Origin of the sequence: Micromonospora profundi (assembly GCF_011927785.1) — a bacterium.
Taxonomy (GTDB): domain Bacteria; phylum Actinomycetota; class Actinomycetes; order Mycobacteriales; family Micromonosporaceae; genus Micromonospora; species Micromonospora profundi.
This window is the reverse complement of the sequence record NZ_JAATJK010000001.1, coordinates 1,826,356-1,842,037: the sequence shown is the minus strand read 5'-3', so window position 1 is coordinate 1,842,037 and position 15,682 is coordinate 1,826,356. Positions and strand designations below refer to the sequence as shown.

At 70.1% G+C, this 15,682-nt stretch carries 15 protein-coding genes; 9 read left to right on the top strand and 6 right to left on the bottom strand.

Annotation, left to right across the window (positions count from 1 at the left end):
• Nucleotides 1-29: 29 nt before the first annotated feature.
• Nucleotides 30-977: an ion transporter gene (locus F4558_RS07850; RefSeq protein WP_167943656.1), complete on the top strand. Its 948-nt coding sequence runs from the start codon at nucleotides 30-32 to the stop codon at nucleotides 975-977.
• 40 nt (nucleotides 978-1,017) lie between these two features.
• The gene (locus F4558_RS07845) at nucleotides 1,018-1,389 is read left to right on the top strand and encodes a TraR/DksA family transcriptional regulator (protein WP_376767499.1); all 372 of its coding nucleotides are present in this window, start codon (nucleotides 1,018-1,020) and stop codon (nucleotides 1,387-1,389) included.
• Between the two features lie 77 nt (nucleotides 1,390-1,466).
• Here the strand turns inward: F4558_RS07845 and F4558_RS07840 are convergent, their stop codons facing one another.
• Together F4558_RS07840 and F4558_RS07835 are read right to left on the bottom strand one after the other, a co-directional pair.
• Complete coding sequence (locus tag F4558_RS07840; RefSeq protein ID WP_167943655.1) at nucleotides 1,467-2,885, bottom strand: NAD(P)-binding domain-containing protein; 1,419 nt, start codon at nucleotides 2,883-2,885, stop codon at nucleotides 1,467-1,469.
• A 53-nt stretch (nucleotides 2,886-2,938) separates the two neighbouring features.
• Nucleotides 2,939-3,436, bottom strand: a complete 498-nt coding sequence (locus F4558_RS07835) for a GNAT family N-acetyltransferase (protein ID WP_053656810.1) — start codon at nucleotides 3,434-3,436, stop codon at nucleotides 2,939-2,941.
• Nucleotides 3,437-3,536: 100 nt separating this feature from the next.
• Here F4558_RS07835 and F4558_RS07830 point away from each other — a divergent pair, with 100 nt between their 5' ends.
• From F4558_RS07830 to F4558_RS07810, 5 genes are all read left to right on the top strand, one after another.
• Nucleotides 3,537-3,911, top strand: coding sequence for an ArsR/SmtB family transcription factor (locus F4558_RS07830; RefSeq protein WP_053656808.1), 375 nt, complete (start codon nucleotides 3,537-3,539; stop codon nucleotides 3,909-3,911).
• Between the two features lie 58 nt (nucleotides 3,912-3,969).
• The gene (gene arsB, locus F4558_RS07825) at nucleotides 3,970-5,076 is read left to right on the top strand and encodes an ACR3 family arsenite efflux transporter (RefSeq protein WP_053656805.1); all 1,107 of its coding nucleotides are present in this window, start codon (nucleotides 3,970-3,972) and stop codon (nucleotides 5,074-5,076) included.
• The gene (locus tag F4558_RS07820; protein ID WP_167943654.1) at nucleotides 5,073-5,480 is read left to right on the top strand and encodes an arsenate reductase ArsC; all 408 of its coding nucleotides are present in this window, start codon (nucleotides 5,073-5,075) and stop codon (nucleotides 5,478-5,480) included. Before arsB ends, F4558_RS07820 begins: the two co-directional genes overlap by 4 nt.
• A 201-nt stretch (nucleotides 5,481-5,681) precedes the next feature.
• Nucleotides 5,682-7,076, top strand: a complete 1,395-nt coding sequence (locus tag F4558_RS07815) for an enolase C-terminal domain-like protein (RefSeq protein ID WP_167943653.1) — start codon at nucleotides 5,682-5,684, stop codon at nucleotides 7,074-7,076.
• An 8-nt stretch (nucleotides 7,077-7,084) separates the two neighbouring features.
• A complete protein-coding gene (locus F4558_RS07810) occupies nucleotides 7,085-7,777 on the top strand; it encodes a FadR/GntR family transcriptional regulator (RefSeq protein ID WP_053656800.1) in 693 nt (230 codons plus the stop codon).
• 32 nt (nucleotides 7,778-7,809) lie between these two features.
• Here the strand turns inward: F4558_RS07810 and F4558_RS07805 are convergent, their stop codons facing one another.
• The 3 genes from F4558_RS07805 to F4558_RS07795 are packed head-to-tail and all read right to left on the bottom strand — an operon-like array spanning nucleotide 7,810 to nucleotide 10,728.
• On the bottom strand, nucleotides 7,810-8,628 hold the full coding sequence (locus F4558_RS07805; RefSeq protein WP_167943652.1) for an ATP-binding cassette domain-containing protein: 819 nt from the start codon (nucleotides 8,626-8,628) through the stop codon (nucleotides 7,810-7,812).
• The gene (locus tag F4558_RS07800) at nucleotides 8,628-9,680 is read right to left on the bottom strand and encodes an ABC transporter substrate-binding protein (RefSeq protein WP_053656797.1); all 1,053 of its coding nucleotides are present in this window, start codon (nucleotides 9,678-9,680) and stop codon (nucleotides 8,628-8,630) included. The genes F4558_RS07805 and F4558_RS07800 overlap by 1 nt, the downstream gene beginning before the upstream one ends.
• Before the next feature lie 40 nt (nucleotides 9,681-9,720).
• The gene (locus F4558_RS07795) at nucleotides 9,721-10,728 is read right to left on the bottom strand and encodes an ABC transporter permease (protein ID WP_209273219.1); all 1,008 of its coding nucleotides are present in this window, start codon (nucleotides 10,726-10,728) and stop codon (nucleotides 9,721-9,723) included.
• Between the two features lie 657 nt (nucleotides 10,729-11,385).
• Here F4558_RS07795 and F4558_RS07790 point away from each other — a divergent pair.
• Nucleotides 11,386-12,726, top strand: coding sequence for an alpha/beta hydrolase family protein (locus F4558_RS07790; RefSeq protein WP_053656793.1), 1,341 nt, complete (start codon nucleotides 11,386-11,388; stop codon nucleotides 12,724-12,726).
• Between the two features lie 140 nt (nucleotides 12,727-12,866).
• On the opposite strand, the gene F4558_RS07785 is transcribed toward F4558_RS07790, so the two are convergent.
• Entirely contained in the window at nucleotides 12,867-14,453 is a 1,587-nt protein-coding gene (locus F4558_RS07785) for a glycoside hydrolase family 43 protein (RefSeq protein WP_245241288.1), read from the bottom strand.
• A 291-nt stretch (nucleotides 14,454-14,744) separates the two neighbouring features.
• On the opposite strand from F4558_RS07785, the gene F4558_RS07780 reads away from it, so the two are divergent.
• Entirely contained in the window at nucleotides 14,745-15,629 is an 885-nt protein-coding gene (locus F4558_RS07780) for an SGNH/GDSL hydrolase family protein (RefSeq protein WP_167943651.1), read from the top strand.
• Nucleotides 15,630-15,682: the final 53 nt, after the last annotated feature.

The following is a 15,682-nucleotide window of genomic DNA, read 5'->3' as shown; positions in this document are numbered from 1 at the left end:
TCCGACCACGCCACCGGGTCGGTTGGCTGGTGAGTGGAGCACCCGCGCCCGCGCAGCGGGGCACGCCGGCCTCGTCCCCGCACCGCCGACCCCGATGGGCCGACCGCTGCGACCGACTCGCCCGGTCGCGCCCCTTCGAGATCGTCATCGTCATCGTCATCCTCGCCAACGGGATCGTCCTCGGGTTGGAGACCTACGACGACCTGACCTCGGCGGACACCCTGCTGCACTCGCTGGAACTGGCCTTCCGCGCGGTCTTCGTCATCGAGATCGGCATCCGGCTGGCCGCCTACGGCCGCCGACCGCAGGACTTCTTCCGGCACGGCTGGAACGTCTTCGACTTCGTGGTGATCGCGGCGATCTTCATTCCGGGCCTGCACGGCGACTCGGCGCTGCTGCGCGTGGTGCGGGTCGCCCGGATGCTGCGGCTGGTGCGGTTCTCGCCGGGCCTTCGTACCATCGTCTCCGCCCTGTGGCGCAGCATCCCCGGCGTCGCCGGGTTCCTCGCCCTCGCCGTTGTGACGCTCTACGTGTACGGCATGGCCGGCTGGCTGATCTTCGGCAGCACCTATCCCGAGGAGTACGGCGACATCGGGCGGTCGCTGCTCACGCTGTTCGTGCTGCTGTCACTGGAGACCCTGCCGGACCTGATCGCGCAGGGCATGGCCCTCTCGCCGTGGACGCTCGTCTACTACGTCAGCTACGTGCTCATCACCGTCAACCTGCTGCTCAACATCCTCATCGCCGTCATCGTCAACTCCATGGAGGAGGCGCGCCGGTTGGAGATGACCGAGCGGTTGGCCCCCGACTACGACGAGGACGGCGACGGCGTGCCGGACGAGGTCGACCGCATCGCGCTCACCCAGCGGCTGGACGATCTGCGGGCGGTCATCGCCGAGTTGGAGCGGGAGCTACGCATCGACAGGGAGGACGGGCACGGTCGCCCGCACCGCGACGGCGCCCACACCAGACGGTGAACGCGCGCTGTCGCCCGCCGGCAGGGCTTTCCGTGGGCGGTTGGCAGTAGCGTGGCCGGATGGACAGGGATTCTCGGCGGTCCGCGCGGAGCTGCTGGCCTCGCGCGACGCGACTGAGGCTCAGGTGCATGCGCTCGACGACGACCTACGTGCCCTCTTCGAGGCGTCCCGCTCGTCGAACGCCGACGACGAGCACGACCCGGAGGGCAGCACCATCGCCTTCGAACGGGCACAACTCACAGCGGTCCTGACAGCGGCCCGCCGACGGCTGACCGAGCTGGACGTCGCTGTGCAACGCCTCGACGCCGGCACCTATGGCGTGTGCGAGCGGTGTTCCCTCCCGATTCCTGACGAGCGCCTCGCCGCGCGCCCTTCGGCGCGTACCTGCGTGGCCTGCGCCAGCCGCCGGTGACGGCGCGCGGCCGGCGTCGGCCACGCGCGGCTGGCGAGACCCTCGGTGCCCGCCGGGTCGGCGGGCACCGCGGGGCGTCAACTCGCGCAGCAGCCGCCAGCCTGGGCGTCGGCGGGTACGGCGTCGAGCGCGACCAGGTTGAGCGGGGTGCCCAGCAGTCCGCCGGAGATCCCGGTGGCCAGCCCGCGAGCGGGCGGCTCGACCGACGGCGTCGACCCGCAGCAGCCGTCGCCTGCGGCCGGGTCCACGGGATTGCTGTTGCAGACGCCGGTCTCGGGGAGGTCGAGCTGGACGTCCCGGGCCGCGGCCCAGTCACCGGCGAGGGCGGCCACGACGCTGCGGACCTGCTCGTAGCCGGTGGCCATGAGGAACGTCGGCGCCCGGCCGTAGGACTTCGCGCCGACAGCGTGGTAGCCGGGTTCCGGGTGGGTCAGCTCGTCGACGCCGTGCGGCGGGACGGTGCCGCAGGAATGCTCGTTCGGGTCGATCAGTGGGGCCAGCGTCCGGGTGGCGCCCATGATGGGGTCCAGGTCGAGGCGCAGCTCCGCGGTGATCGAGTGGTCGGGACGGAAGCCGGTGGCCGCGACGACGCGATCGGCCAGGACCGTCTCCTCGGTGCCGTCGGCACGCCTGACGACCACTGCGACACGTCCGTCGGCCGGGGTGAGCGTGTGCACGCTGACGCCGGTGAGCAGCCGGATCCGGCCGGCGTCGACGTGCTCACGCAGCCGCGATCCGAGGGCGCCGCGCGCCGGGAGGGCGTCGGCGCTCCCCCCGCCGTACGTCCGCGTCGGCGCGTCGGCACGGATTGCCCAGCTCACCTGCGTGCCCGGCTGCTGGGTGGCCAGGTCCGCGAGGACCAGCAGAGTGTTGGCCGCCGAGTGGCCGGCGCCCACCACAAGTGTGTGCCGTCCGGCGAACCGCTCCCGGTCGGTGCCGAGCACGTCCGGCAACGCGTGCTCCAGGTACGCGGCCACGTCGGCCTCGCCCCGGGCCGGCAGGCCGGACGCGCCGAGCACGTTGGGGGTACGCCAGGTGCCGGAGGCGTCGATGACGGCACGGGCGAGCAGTTCGTCGCCGGTGGCGAGGCGGATGAGGAACGGGGTGGTGTCGCGTCCGGCGCTGCGTAGCCGGTCCAGGCCGAGACGGCTGATGGCCTCGACCCGGGCGCCGTAGCGCAGGTGCGGCTTGAGCTGCGGCGACTGCGCGAGCGGCTGGAGGTAGTCGTCGACCAGTTCGGCCCCGGTGGGCAGGGCCTGCGGGTCGGGGGCGATCCATCCGGCCTCGTCCAGGATCAGGCGGGCGGCCGGGTCGATGTTGTAGCGCCACGGGGAGAACAGCCGTACGTGCCCCCACTCGCGTACTGCCGCACCGGCGGCGTGCCCCGCTTCCAGGACGACGAACGGGAGGCCGCGCTCGTGCAGGCGCGCGGCGGCGGCCAAGCCGACGGGGCCGGCGCCGATGACGGCGACGGGCAGGTTGTCCAGGGCGCTCATGTCAGGAACTCCTTCGCGGGAAACTGTCGGCCGGGCGGGTGGATGCTGGCGCGTCAGGTGACGGTGGGGCTGCGGCGTTCGAGCAGGACGACGTCCCGCCAGCGGTCGTGGTGGCGGCCGACTCGTTCGCGGACGCCGACGACGCGGAACCCGGCCCGCTCGTGCAGGCGCAGGCTGGCGACGTTCTCCGGAAAGATCCCGGACTGGATCGTCCAGATGCCGGCGGCCTCGGTCGAGGCGACGAGCGTGTCGAGCAGCAGTCGGGCGATCCCCTGCCCCTGGGCGGTCGGGTCGACGTAGACCGAGTGCTCGACCACGCCCGCGTAGACGGCGCGCGTCGACGTCGGCGAGACCGCGATCCAGCCGAGCACGGTGCCGGCGCGATCGACCGCCACGAAGCGGTGCGCGGCCAGTCGGGTGGTGTCGAACGCCGCCCAGGTCGGCGCGGTGACCTCGAAGCTGGCGTTGCCCGCGTCGAGCCCGGCCTGGTAGATCGCCAGGACGGGGCCCGCGTCGGCGGCGGCCATGGGTCGCACGCTGATATCGGCCATCGGCGGCCTCCGTTCGGGTCGACGGGGATCGGAACGCCTGTCTTGACGCCTGTCGAATCAGACACTTGCACGCTGATTAGATGCCTGTCAACCTAGAGCGATGTCACAACAGGCGGCTCCCCCCGCACCCGTCGACCCAGCCATGGACGCGCCGTGCTGCCCCTCCCTGACTCAGCACCGCGTGCCGGCCGAGACCGCTGTGGCACTCGCCCCCGCGTTCAAGGCCCTGGGCGATCCGGTACGGCTGCAACTCCTGTCGATGATCGCCTCCGCCGAAGGTGGCGAGATCTGCGTCTGCGATCTCACTCCCGCGTTCGACCTGACCGGCCCGACCATCTCGCACCACCTCCGAACGCTGCGCCAGGCGGGGCTCGTCGACGCCGAGCGTCGTGGCACCTGGGTCTACTACCGGGCCCGGCCGGCCGTCCTGCGGCAGCTCGCCGCCCTGCTCGCCACCGAACCGGCGCAGTCGTGACCGACGACCGCCACCTACCCGACGACCTCCGCGCCTCCGCCGACCACCGGGTGCGGTCATGAGCACCGACCTGCTGTCGCGCCCGCCCGGGAGCAACGTGGCCGGCAGGCTCTCCCGGCTCGACCGGTTCCTGCCGGTCTGGATCGGGCTGGCCATGCTCGCCGGGCTGCTCCTCGGCCGCTTGATTCCCGGCCTGGACACCGCCCTGAACGCGGTGACGATCGGCGGAATCTCGCTGCCGATCGCGGCCGGACTGCTGATCATGATGTACCCGGTGCTGGCCAAGGTTCGCTACGACCGGCTCGACACCGTCACCGGCGACCGCCACCTGTTGATCTCCTCGCTGGCCCTCAACTGGCTCGTCGGCCCCGCTGTGATGTTCGTCCTGGCCTGGGTCTTCCTTGCTGACCAGCCGGCGTACCGGAACGGTTTGATCATCGTCGGTCTGGCGCGCTGCATCGCCATGGTGATCATCTGGAACGACCTGGCCTGCGGCGACCGGGAGGCCGCCGCCGTCCTGGTGGCGCTCAACTCGGTGTTCCAGGTCCTCGCCTTCGGCCTGCTCGGCTGGTTCTACCTGTCCGTGCTTCCCGGCTGGCTGGGGTTGCCCGGCGCCGAACTGAGCATGTCGGGCTGGGACCTCGCCGGCAACGTCCTGGTCTTCCTCGGCATCCCACTGCTCGCCGGCTACCTCACCCGCCGCCTGGGCGAACGCGCCAGGGGCCGCGAGTGGTACGAGACACGTCTCCTGCCGAGGATCGGCCCCGCCGCCCTCTACGGGCTGCTGTTCACGATCGTGATCCTGTTCGCCCTCCAGGGTGACGCCATCACCAGCAGGCCTGTTGACGTCGCCCGCATCGCCCTCCCCCTGCTGGCGTACTTCGCAGTCATGTGGGCCGGCTCCTTCGCTCTCGGCCGCGCCATCGGTCTCGGCTACGAGCGGACCACGACGCTCGCGTTCACCGCCGCGGGCAACAACTTCGAACTCGCCATCGCCGTCGCGATCGGCACCTTCGGCGTCACCTCCGGCGAGGCGCTCGCCGGGGTCGTCGGTCCGCTGATCGAGGTGCCCGTCCTGGTCGGGCTCGTCTACGTCGCCCTGTGGGCGCGCCGATTCTTCACCACAAGCGCCGAGGCGCCACCGGCCGGAAGGACAACCCCGTGAGCGACAAGCCCAGCGTCCTGTTCGTCTGCGTGCACAACGCCGGCCGTTCGCAGATGGCCGCCGGTTGGCTGCGCCACCTTGCCGGCGACGCCGTCGAGGTGCGCTCCGCCGGATCGGCCCCGGCCGAGTCGGTCAACCCGGCGGTCGTGCAGGCCATGCGGGAGGTCGGCATCGACATCGCCGACCAGACCCCCAGGATCCTCGAGTACGCCACCGCCGAGTCGTCCGACATCATCGTGACAATGGGCTGCGGCGACGCCTGCCCGGTCTTCCCCGGCAAGCGGTACGAGGACTGGAAACTCGACGACCCGGCGGGCAGGGGCGTCGACGCCGTCCGCCCGATCCGCGACGAGATCCGCGACCGGGTTCAGCGGCTCATCGCCGACCTGCCCTCGACTGCCTGAGCGCTCGGAGTCGGCACCTAGCCGGAACGCCGAGGAATCTACAAAGATTTGATGTATGGAGTCAATGATCGTAACGAATGGCTCTCATAATCCGCAATTCATACGGGGTCAACAGCCATTCAGCGCCGTTGACGTCCGGATCGGCGCGTCCGTATACTCCTGTTGATCATCCGATCTTTTGCCGAATCGGGCGAGGAGCGCATGCCGCAGATCACCGCCGTCACCGTCGAGGACGTCCGCTTCCCCACCTCGCTGACAGCCGACGGGTCCGACGCCATGAACAAGGACGGCGACTACTCGGCGGCCTACGTCACACTGCACACCGACGGCATCGACAGCGCAGGCGTGCCACTGGCTGGCCACGGGCTGACCTTCACCATCGGCCGGGGCAACGACATCGTCGCCGCGGCGGCGGTGCACCAGGCCAACAGGCTGGTCGGCATGGACGTGGCAACGATGGCCGCCGACATGGGTGCGGTCTACCGTCACCTCACCTCCGACTCCCAGTTGCGCTGGCTCGGCCCGGAAAAGGGCGTCATCCACCTCTCGTTGGCGGCCGTGTTGAACGCGGCGTGGGACCTGGTCGCCCGGCTCGCCGACAAGCCACTGTGGAGGCTGCTCGTCGACATGTCCCCCGAGCAGCTCGTCGACATCGCCGACCTGCGCTATCTCTCCGACGCGCTGACCCGGGACGAGGCCCTGTCCATCCTCCGCGCCAAGGAGAGCACGAAGGCCGATCGGCTCGCCGAGCTCGCCCGCACCGGATACCCCGCGTACACGACGTCGGCAGGTTGGCTCGGCTACGGCGACGACAAGCTGCGCCGGCTCTGCCAGGAGGCTGTCGACTCGGGCTACGGCTACGTCAAGCTCAAGGTGGGCGCCGACCTCGACGACGACATCCGCCGCTGCGGGATCGCCCGGGACATCCTCGGCCCGCACCGCCACCTGATGATCGACGCCAACCAGGTGTGGGACGTCGGACAGGCCATCGAGTGGGTCACGGCACTCGCCCGCTTCGAACCACTGTGGATCGAGGAGCCGACAAGCCCCGACGACATCCTGGGGCACGCGGCAGTCCGCCGTGCCGTGGCACCCATCGGCGTCGCCACCGGGGAGCACTGCCACAACAGGGTGATGTTCAAGCAGTTGTTCCAGGCCGGGGCGATCGACTTCTGCCAGTTGGACACCGGCCGGCTGGCCAGCATCAACGAGATCGTCGCCGTGCTGCTGCTCGCCGCGAAGTTCGACGTCCCCGTGTGTCCGCACGCCGGCGGCGTCGGGCTGTGCGAGATGGTCCAGCACATCTCGGTCCTCGACTACGTCGCGATCTCCGGTGATCTCACCGGCCGGGTCACCGAGTTCGTCGACCACCTGCACGAGCACTTCACCGACCCGTGCGTCGTGCGGGACACCGGCTCGGGCAGCGGGTACGTCCTGCCCGTCATGCCCGGCTACTCCACGCGGATGCGCCCGGAATCGACAGCCCTCTACCGGTTCCCGGACGGGCACTACTGGGCGGCGGCGGATCCGGCTACCGTGTCATCTCCGGAGCCGTACGTCGTCGCGGGTGGGACGGCCACCCCGGCCGCCCGCTAGGAGGTGTCATGTCTCGCACCGACGAGGTCGTGAACGGCATCAAGCGGATGATCCTCGAAGGGTCGTTCAAGCCTGGGGACCGGCTGCCCATCGAGAAGGACCTCGCCGAGTCGCTCGGTGTCTCGCGCGGATCGTTGCGTGAGGGCATGTCGGCGCTGTCGATCCTCGGCATCGTCAACATCCGCCAGGGCGACGGCACGTACGTGACGAACCTCGACGCGCCGCAACTGCTGGCCCCGATGGGTTTCGTCGTCGACTTCCAGGGCCAGGGCGACCCTCGGCACATCCACACCGTCCGCCGCCTGCTGGAGTGCGAGGCGGCCCGCCTGGCGGCGACCAGGATGACCGACGAGGCCCTGGCCCAGGCCGAGGAACTGCTCGACGAGGCGGCACGGATCGTCGGTCAGTCGCCGCAGGACCACGAGCGGATCATCGAGATCGACATCGCGTTCCACCGGATCATCGCCGTGCACGCCGACAATCCGGTGCTCACCGGCCTGATCGAGGCGTTCGCCGGGCGTACCGTGCGGGGACGGCTCTGGCGGAGCCTGCACGAGGAGGGCGCCGACCGCCGCACCCACGACGAGCACGTGGCGATCTTGAAGGCGCTCGTGGCACGCGACCCGGAGCGGGCCCGCATTCGGATGGCCAACCATCTCATCGGGGTGGAGGAGTCGTTGCAGTGGCTGCCCGAGGAGTGAGGCGGTCGCCCGCCCCCTCCCCACTGCGGTCCTCACTGTTCGCCCCGCTCGACGCTCCCGCTCCCGGTCATCGCCGCGACCAGGTCGTCGGTGGTGACCTCGTCGGCGCGTAGCCGGGCCGCCCGCCGGCCCAGACGCAGCACCTCCACCCGGTCGGCGATCTCCAGGACCTGCGGCATGTTGTGGCTGACAAGCACCACGGACATGCCGGCGTCGCGGGCACGCCGGACGACGTCGAGCACCCGGGCGGTCTGGACGACGCCGAGCGCCGCTGTGGGCTCGTCGAGGATGACGACGTTCGTCGCCCAGATGATCGCCCGGGCGACTGCGACACACTGCCGTTGCCCGCCGGACAGCATCGCGATGGGTGTGGTGACCCGCGGGATCCGTACGCCGAGTTGGTCGAGGGCCTCGGCGGCCCCCTGCCGCATGGCGCGTTTGTCGAGCAGCCCGAGCCGGCCCAGCGGCCCGGAGCGCAGGATCTCCCGGCCGAGGTAGAGGTTGGCGGCGACGCTGAGATCGTCGGCGACCGCGAGGTCCTGGTAGACGGTTTCCACGCCGGCGCGGCGGGCGTCGACGGGTGTGGCGAACCGGACCGCAACGCCACCCACCCGGATCTCGCCCTCGTCGGGCGTGTGCACTCCGGACAACGTCTTGATCAGCGTGCTCTTGCCGGCGCCGTTGTCGCCGATGAGCGCCACGACCTCGCCCCTGCCGACGGTGAAGTCAGCGCCGCGCAGCGCCTCGACGTGGCCGAACCGCTTGACGATGCCACGGGCTTCGAGCACCGGCGGCTCGTCGGGGACGTGGCGCTGGTCGCCGTCGCTGACCGCCGAGGGACTGGTCGCCATCACTGCACCGGCGGGTTGGCGCAGCTTGGTTCGAGCACTGCCTTGATCTCGGCCGAGTCGATGTTGGCCTTGGTGACGAACGTGACGCCGGTGTCCGCCGACGCCAACGGCGTCTTGTCGCGCAGGTGCTTGACCATCTTGTCGACGCCGAAGTAGCCCATCTTGAACGGGTTCTGCACGACGAGCGCGGAGATCTGACCGCTGCGCAGCCCGGCGATCTCGTCGGGCGCGGCGTCCCAGCCGATGATGACGACCTTGCCGGACTTGTTCGCCGCCTGGATGGCCTGGGCGGCGCCGAGCACGCTCTGCTCGTTGGCCGCGAAGACCCCGGCGAGGTTCGGGTTGGCGGTCAGGATGTTCTCGGTCACCCGACGTGCCTCGTTGACGTCGCTGCGGCTGGGCTGCTGCCCGACGAGCTTCAGGTTGGGATATGCGGCCAGGCCGCTCTTGAAGCCCTCGACCCGCTCGGTGTTCGTCTGCGAGCCCGGCTGGAACTCGACGAGTGCCACCTCGTGGTTGCCGGGGCCCAGCTCGGTCGCGAGCAACTTCGCCGCCTCGCCGGCCGCGGCGCGGTTGTCAGTGGCGAACAGCGGCACCGTCGAGGGTTGTGGGCTGGTGCCGGAGTCGATCATCGCGACCGGGATGTCGGCGCCCAGCGCCTGCTCGGTGGCCGGTGCCAGCGCCCGCGAGTCGGTGGCCGCGTAGACGATGCCGTCGACCTTCCTGGTGACGAAGTTCTGGATCAGGTTGACCTGGCCCTCGACGTCCGTCTCGGTCGTCACGCCGTCCCACTGCACTGTGACGTCACCGGCGCGCTGGGCGGCACACTCGGCGCCGGCCTTCACAGTGTTCCAGTAGTCGGCGCCGACGGCCTTGGGCACGACGGCGAGCTTCAACGGACCGCTGGCGTCGGTCGACCCGCCGTCGCCGCCGTCGCGGACCTCGACCCCGCCGCAGGCGCCGAGCAGGGCGACGACAGCGGCGGCGGCGAGCAGGCCCGGCGCGCGCAGGCGCCGTCCTCGGGTCCGCCGGCTGGTGGTGGTGTGTGCCATGGTGTGCGTCCTTCCTCTGTCGGACTGCGGGAACGGCGGGTCAGCCCCGGGACTCCAGCCGCCGGCGGCGGTACTGGTCGAAGTAGACGGCGGCCCAGATGATCACGCCGACGATCACCTGCTGGTAGTGAATGCTGATGTCGAGCAGGACGGCGCCGTTGCGGACCAGCGCGATGAGGAAGGCGCCGATGATGGTCCCGACGATCCGGCCCTGGCCACCGAAGAGGCTGGCGCCGCCGATGACAGCGGCGGCGATGACGTCGAGTTCCAGCGAGATGCCGTAGTTCGGCTGGCCGGAGTTGACCCGGGAGGCGGCGATCATGCCGCCCAGCCCGACCAGGACGCCCGCCAGGACGTAGACGCCGGTCAGGTGGCGACCCACGCGGATGCCCGAGCGGCGGGCCGCCTCCAGGTTGGAGCCCATCGCGTACGTGTACTGGCCGAAGCGGGTCTGTGACAGCAGGAACGCGACCCCCACGGCGACCACGGCGGTGATCACCACGGCGAACGGGATGCCGACGATCTCACCGTTGCCGAGCAGTTGGAAGGACCGGGGCAGTCCGTACACTCCGACGGCTCCGGTGATGATGAAGACCAGGCCGCGACCGGCGGACATCGTCCCCAGAGTCGCGATGAACGGGGGAATCCGGGCCACTGTCACCAGCAGCCCGTTGACGAGCCCGGCCAGCGCGCCGACGCCGATCGCGACGGCTGTCGCCGCGAGGAGCGGGAAACCCAGGTCACGGACGACAATCGCCCCTGTCACACCGGCGAGGGCGGCGACCGATCCGACCGACAGGTCGATGCCCCCGGTGATGATGACCATCGTCTGCGCGGCGGCGATGATGGCGATCACCGCCGTCTGCGCGCCGATGTTGAACAGGTTGTCCGCCGTCAGGAAGTACGGGCTCGCGATGCTCAGCGCGATGAACAGGACGACGAGCGCGGTGGCGGCGGTGAACTCGGCGACGGCGTGCGAGACCCACTCACGGAGCCGGTCGGTGAACACGCCGTCCCGCGCTGCCGGGGTCGCCTCGACGGCGCTCATCGCCGGGACCGTCCTTTCCCGACCGACTCGCCGACGACGGGCACGGCGTCGCTGGTGAACCGAGTACCTGTCAGCAACCGGACCTCCTCAGGAAGTCACGCACGGCCCCACACCTACGCGATAGATCAGATGTTTCTGTTGATCAGGCGTTACCATGCCACGGATTCATCGACGTTGCCAAGGTGCTACGCCATGTTTTGCCGTCGCCGCTCGCGTTTCGGAGCGCATACGTCTGATCAAAATCGCTCAGCCCTGTCGGCGGGCAGCACGGGACGGCCGGACGCGCCGGTAGGTCCACGCCGGACGCACCGGTGCAGCAACTCCGGCAGCCCTGTTAGCGGTAACGCCGCTTGCCCCAAGCCGTCGCAAGGCAGCCGGCCCGGCGACTCCCAGTGCGCATGTTATCGATAACAGGCGATGTTCCGCCACAGCATGTCGTCCGCGCCCCCGCTCGATGCCCGACATTCCGGCGCGTCGCGGCCGTCGCACTCCCGGAGACGGCGGCAGTCGAGGGCTGACAGCGCCGATTTGCGGCTCGGTATTGACTACTAACCGGGGCGGCAACCATGCTCTGCTAAATCAGTTTAGCGGCCACTCGCCCGTCCCCCTCCCGGCGTCGAACGCCAGAGACGGGTGCCCGCTCGAGAAAGGACTCGCATGAGACTGCGAAGAGGACTGGTCCCACTTCTCGCCGCCCTCGTCCTGACCGTCGCCTCCGGCACCGCCTACGCCGCCACCGGCGGTGGCACCGGCCCGGCCCACGGCAGCGGAGACGGGATCCGCAGCATCACCCCCATCACCACGGTCTACACGTACGGCCAGAAGGTCTCCGCCGTGGCCATCGAGTACGGCGCGACGGTCAACCCCCGCACCCTCGACAACGCCACCTTCACGGTCGCCGACACCACCTACAACTTCCGCTTCAACCCGATCGAGGACCTGCCGAAGCTCGCCGACCGGACCATCACCCACACCTACACGAACGACGCGCCGAACACCCGGACGGACCAGCAGTCGGCACCCGGCCGGTACGTCATCGTGGAGCTGGACCCCGCCGACACCGGCGGCTGGACGGTCATCGTCTCCAAGTGCCCCACCTTCCTGTGCACAGTGAAGGTCAATCCCGAGCTGCCCACCCGCGTCGTGCAGCGCAAGGACGTGCACGCGCAGCCCGGTAAGGGCGCCGGCAAGGGGCCGGTGCTCGCCAGGGCCACACCGCGCGAGTCCCGCCCGGTCACCGAGAAGCCGGTCAACAAGCTTGTCGACGAGTTCACCTACGGCTCGTTCCTCAGCGGTGGAATGGTGCTGCCGTACCACTACCACCTGCCGAAGAACTACCAGCCCGGCCGCACGTACCCGCTGATGGTCGTCCTGCCCGGGCACGGCATGGGCTGGGACGGCGACAACCTCGGCGTCCAGCTCGCCGCCGACATCCCGGCGACGGCGTGGTTGCAGTCCAGCTGGACCGGCAGTTCCGAGGACGTGATCGTCCTGGCGCCGCAGCATCAGCGGGTCGGCGGGGCCGCCGAGGCCGACCTGCTGGTGAAGCTGCTCGACCAGTTCGTCCGTCAGTTCCCCGTGGACACCCGCCGGGTGTACGCGACCACCGTCTCGTACGGCTCCCAACTGCTGTGGGAGGCGTTCGCCAAGCGTCCGGGCCTGTTCGCGGGCGGGTTGGTGACCGGCGGGTTCCCCGTCAACGCCACGCAGGCAAACGCGATCGCGGCGGGCGAGGTGCCGGTCTGGATCACCCACGGTGAGCACGACCACCTGCTCAACGTCACGGGCGCGCGGAACTCCTCCACGCTGCTGCGGCAGGCGTACCAGGCCCGGGGCAAGAGCCCGGAGCAGGCCGCGAACCTTGTCCGCTACACCGAGTACGCCGACTCGGCGTTCTCGTTGCCGGACTACCACGCGGCGTTCGGGCCGACCTACGAGGACAGCAGCATCCTGCGCTGGCTGCTCGGCCAGACCAAGCCGGCCGGGGCTGGCGGCTGACACCCCGACAGGCGATGTGCGGCTCCCCGGGCGACGTCGTCCGGGGAGCCCCTGTCGTCGCGATCGGCTTGCGTCGTGCGTACAACGGTCGGTGGCTCGGATGGGCTCGGGCGCGAGTCACGGCGCCTGCGCGCTGATCGTCACCGGCAGCTCGGGCTCGGCGCGGTGGCCGCCTCGAAAGCCCAGGAGTCGATCTCGAAGAGTTCGACGCCGGCCGGACCGCTGAAGGTGAAGTAGACGTGGTGCACGCCGCTGACGCCCGTCAACTCCGCGCGTACCTCGGCCCACTGACCGGCCGGGCTGTCGACCGCGATCGTACCGACCACCGGACCGTCGACACCATCCAGCCTGACCTGGATCCGGGCGCCCGTGGCGAGGGCCCGCACCGTGGCCGTGACGCCGCGTGCACCGTCGTCGCCGAAGTCCACTGACGACAGCGCCGTCCAGTCGCCGTCGTGGATGTCACTGACCACCAGGTTCGGTGCCGCGGCGTCGAACTGCGCGGAGGGGCGGTCGGCCTTCGAGGTCGCGACACCCTTGCTCCAACCGAAGGTCTCGGCCTCGAAGACGCGGTACGGGTCGAAGTGGCGAACCTGCTCCACCCCGGCGTACGTGCCGACGACCTGCTCGATGGTGCCGTCCGGGCGGAAGGTCAACTCCTGGATGTGCGGGCTGCGGTAGCCCTGGGTGGTGTCGCCGTTGATGCGCTTGTTCAGCGTCGGGGCGTGGTAGGTGAAGTAGTACCGCCCCTCGAACTCGAACACCGACTGGTGGTTGTTGCCACCGGTGCCGGCGCCGAAGAACTGGGACTGGTTGGGGAAGAGGACGCCGGCGTAGGTCTCCTTCGGCCACGACATCGGGTCGTCGGAGATCAGGTAGCCGATCTGGCCGGCATCGGGGTAGCCGGGAATCGGCTGCTGGCTGCCACCGAAGTCGCTCCCGCCGAAGTGCGACGAGTACGTGAAGTAGTACCTGCCCCCGCGCGTGAACACGTGGCCCGCCTCGAAGGCGACGGGGGCGTCGACCACCGTGGCCGCCCCTTCGGTGGAGACCATGTCGTCGCCGAGTGCGATGACCCGGAGGTTCTTCGGGTTGTTGAAGCGTTCGGCCGGCGGCATGCCCGTCGAAGCGGGACCGCCGCCGAAGTAGAGGTAGGGCCGGGCGTCGTCGTCCACGAAGGGCGTCGGGTCGAACTTCCACGCGACGTCCTCGGCACCGGGTGTGCTGTCGTTGATCAACGTGCTCGTGCGCTCGCTGGTCCACGGGCCGAGCGGGGTGCTACCCGTGATCACGTTGGTGGAGTCGCCACTGTTGGCGTAGTAGAGGAAGAACCTCTCCTCGCCGTCGACCACCTTCCTGGCGATGCCGGGCGCCCACGAGTTGGCGGTGAAGCGTGCCACCCCGTCCGGGCCCGCGACCTGGATCTCGCCGTGGTCCGTCCAGTTCACGAGATCCTCCGAGGAGATCACCGTGATCTGGTTGATGTCGCCGTAGTTGATTGCCGGCGAGACACCGGTGACTGGATCCGGGGCGTAGCCCTGGGTGTCGTTGGTCAGGTACAGGTACACCCGGCCGTCGTGCACGAAGCCGAAGCCGTCGGCGCCGAACTTGTGCCCGATCAACGGGTTGTGCTCGCCCGGCAGTTTGCCGACGACCTCGATCGTCTTCGATCGGGGTGGTGGAAGCGCGGCACCCGCCACCGCCACGTCATCCAGTGTGAAGTCCATAGGTGCGGCTCCGGGTCGGTCGAGGGATGTTCGTCAACGGGGTCTCGCCGAACAGCCGCGCCGTGGGCGCGTTCTGCCCAGCCGGGATCGCGAACGTGAAGGCCATCGTGTTATCGCTCACATCGGCTGTCAAGGGGACCGATGACACATGCCCGAAGTGTCCCCGCAACACCCGCGCGCCATCGCGCCAGAGCCATAGCTGCCAATCTTTATGGACGAATGTCTATATTGGTGACGGCGTCACCGGGTGAGGATCTTGGCACCACCACCGCGATGCCTCTGGGAGGCGCCATGAACCGTCCCCTCCTGCGGGCAGCCCTCCGGCTGACCGCACTCGCCGCAGCGACCGCCGGCGTGCTGCTCGCCGCCGCCGCACCCGCCGCCGCCGCCGTACCCACCGGCCGCTACGTCGCGCTCGGCGACTCGTACACCTCCGGCCCGCTGGTCCCCACCCAGGTCGACCTGAACTGCCTGCGGTCCAGCCGCAACTATCCGTCGCTTGTCGCCGCCTCCGCGGGCTCGTCGTCGTTCGTGGACGTGAGCTGCTCCGGCGCCACCACCGACGACATCCTCTACGGCGGCAGCGGCCAACTGGGCATCGCGACCCCACCGCAGATCAACGCTGTCACCTCGAACACCGCCCTGGTGACAGTGCAGATCGGCGGCAACGACATCGGCTTCGCCGGCATCATCGGCGACTGCGCGCAGGCGAGCCTCAGCAGTCCACTCGGTTCGCCGTGCCGGGACCGCTACACGGCCGGGGGCACCGACCAGCTCCAGGCCAGGATCGCCGCCACGGCGCCGAAGGTGACGGCTGTGCTCCAGGCGGCCCGCCGGGCCGCTCCCGGCGCGCGGGTCGTGGTGCTCGGCTACCCGGCGATCGTGCCGGACAGCGGCTACGGCTGCTGGCCCGTCGTACCGGTCGCCTACCAGGACGTGCCGTACCTGCGGACCATCGAGAAGTCACTCAACTCCATGCTGGCCCGCACGGCCGCCGCGAACGGCGCCACCTACTCCGACGTCTACACCCCGTCGATCGGCCGGGACGCGTGCAAGGGCAGCGGCACCCGCTGGGTCGAAGGTCTCGTGCCGCAGAACGCGGCCGCCCCGTTCCATCCGAACGCCCGAGGCGAGCAGGGCATGGCCACCGCGCTGCTGGCCACGCTGAACAGCTGACCGCACGCACGTCCGCCACCGGCCCCGCCCACCCCAGGGCGGGGCCGGTGGCG

Bases quoted from the DNA above. Each gene is read 5' to 3' on its own strand.
- F4558_RS07840 (WP_167943655.1), bottom strand. From the start codon at position 2,885: ATGAGCGCCCTGGACAACCTGCCCGTCGCCGTCATCGGCGCCGGCCCC.
- F4558_RS07780 (WP_167943651.1), top strand. From the start codon at position 14,745: ATGAACCGTCCCCTCCTGCGGGCAGCCCTCCGGCTGACCGCACTCGCC.
- F4558_RS07800 (WP_053656797.1), bottom strand. From the start codon at position 9,680: ATGGCACACACCACCACCAGCCGGCGGACCCGAGGACGGCGCCTGCGC.
- arsB (WP_053656805.1), top strand. From the start codon at position 3,970: ATGAGCACCGACCTGCTGTCGCGCCCGCCCGGGAGCAACGTGGCCGGC.
- F4558_RS07810 (WP_053656800.1), top strand. From the start codon at position 7,085: ATGTCTCGCACCGACGAGGTCGTGAACGGCATCAAGCGGATGATCCTC.
- F4558_RS07835 (WP_053656810.1), bottom strand. From the start codon at position 3,436: ATGGCCGATATCAGCGTGCGACCCATGGCCGCCGCCGACGCGGGCCCC.
- F4558_RS07830 (WP_053656808.1), top strand. From the start codon at position 3,537: ATGTCACAACAGGCGGCTCCCCCCGCACCCGTCGACCCAGCCATGGAC.
- F4558_RS07785 (WP_245241288.1), bottom strand. From the start codon at position 14,453: ATGGACTTCACACTGGATGACGTGGCGGTGGCGGGTGCCGCGCTTCCA.
- F4558_RS07790 (WP_053656793.1), top strand. From the start codon at position 11,386: ATGAGACTGCGAAGAGGACTGGTCCCACTTCTCGCCGCCCTCGTCCTG.
- F4558_RS07815 (WP_167943653.1), top strand. From the start codon at position 5,682: ATGCCGCAGATCACCGCCGTCACCGTCGAGGACGTCCGCTTCCCCACC.
- F4558_RS07805 (WP_167943652.1), bottom strand. From the start codon at position 8,628: ATGGCGACCAGTCCCTCGGCGGTCAGCGACGGCGACCAGCGCCACGTC.
- F4558_RS07795 (WP_209273219.1), bottom strand. From the start codon at position 10,728: ATGAGCGCCGTCGAGGCGACCCCGGCAGCGCGGGACGGCGTGTTCACC.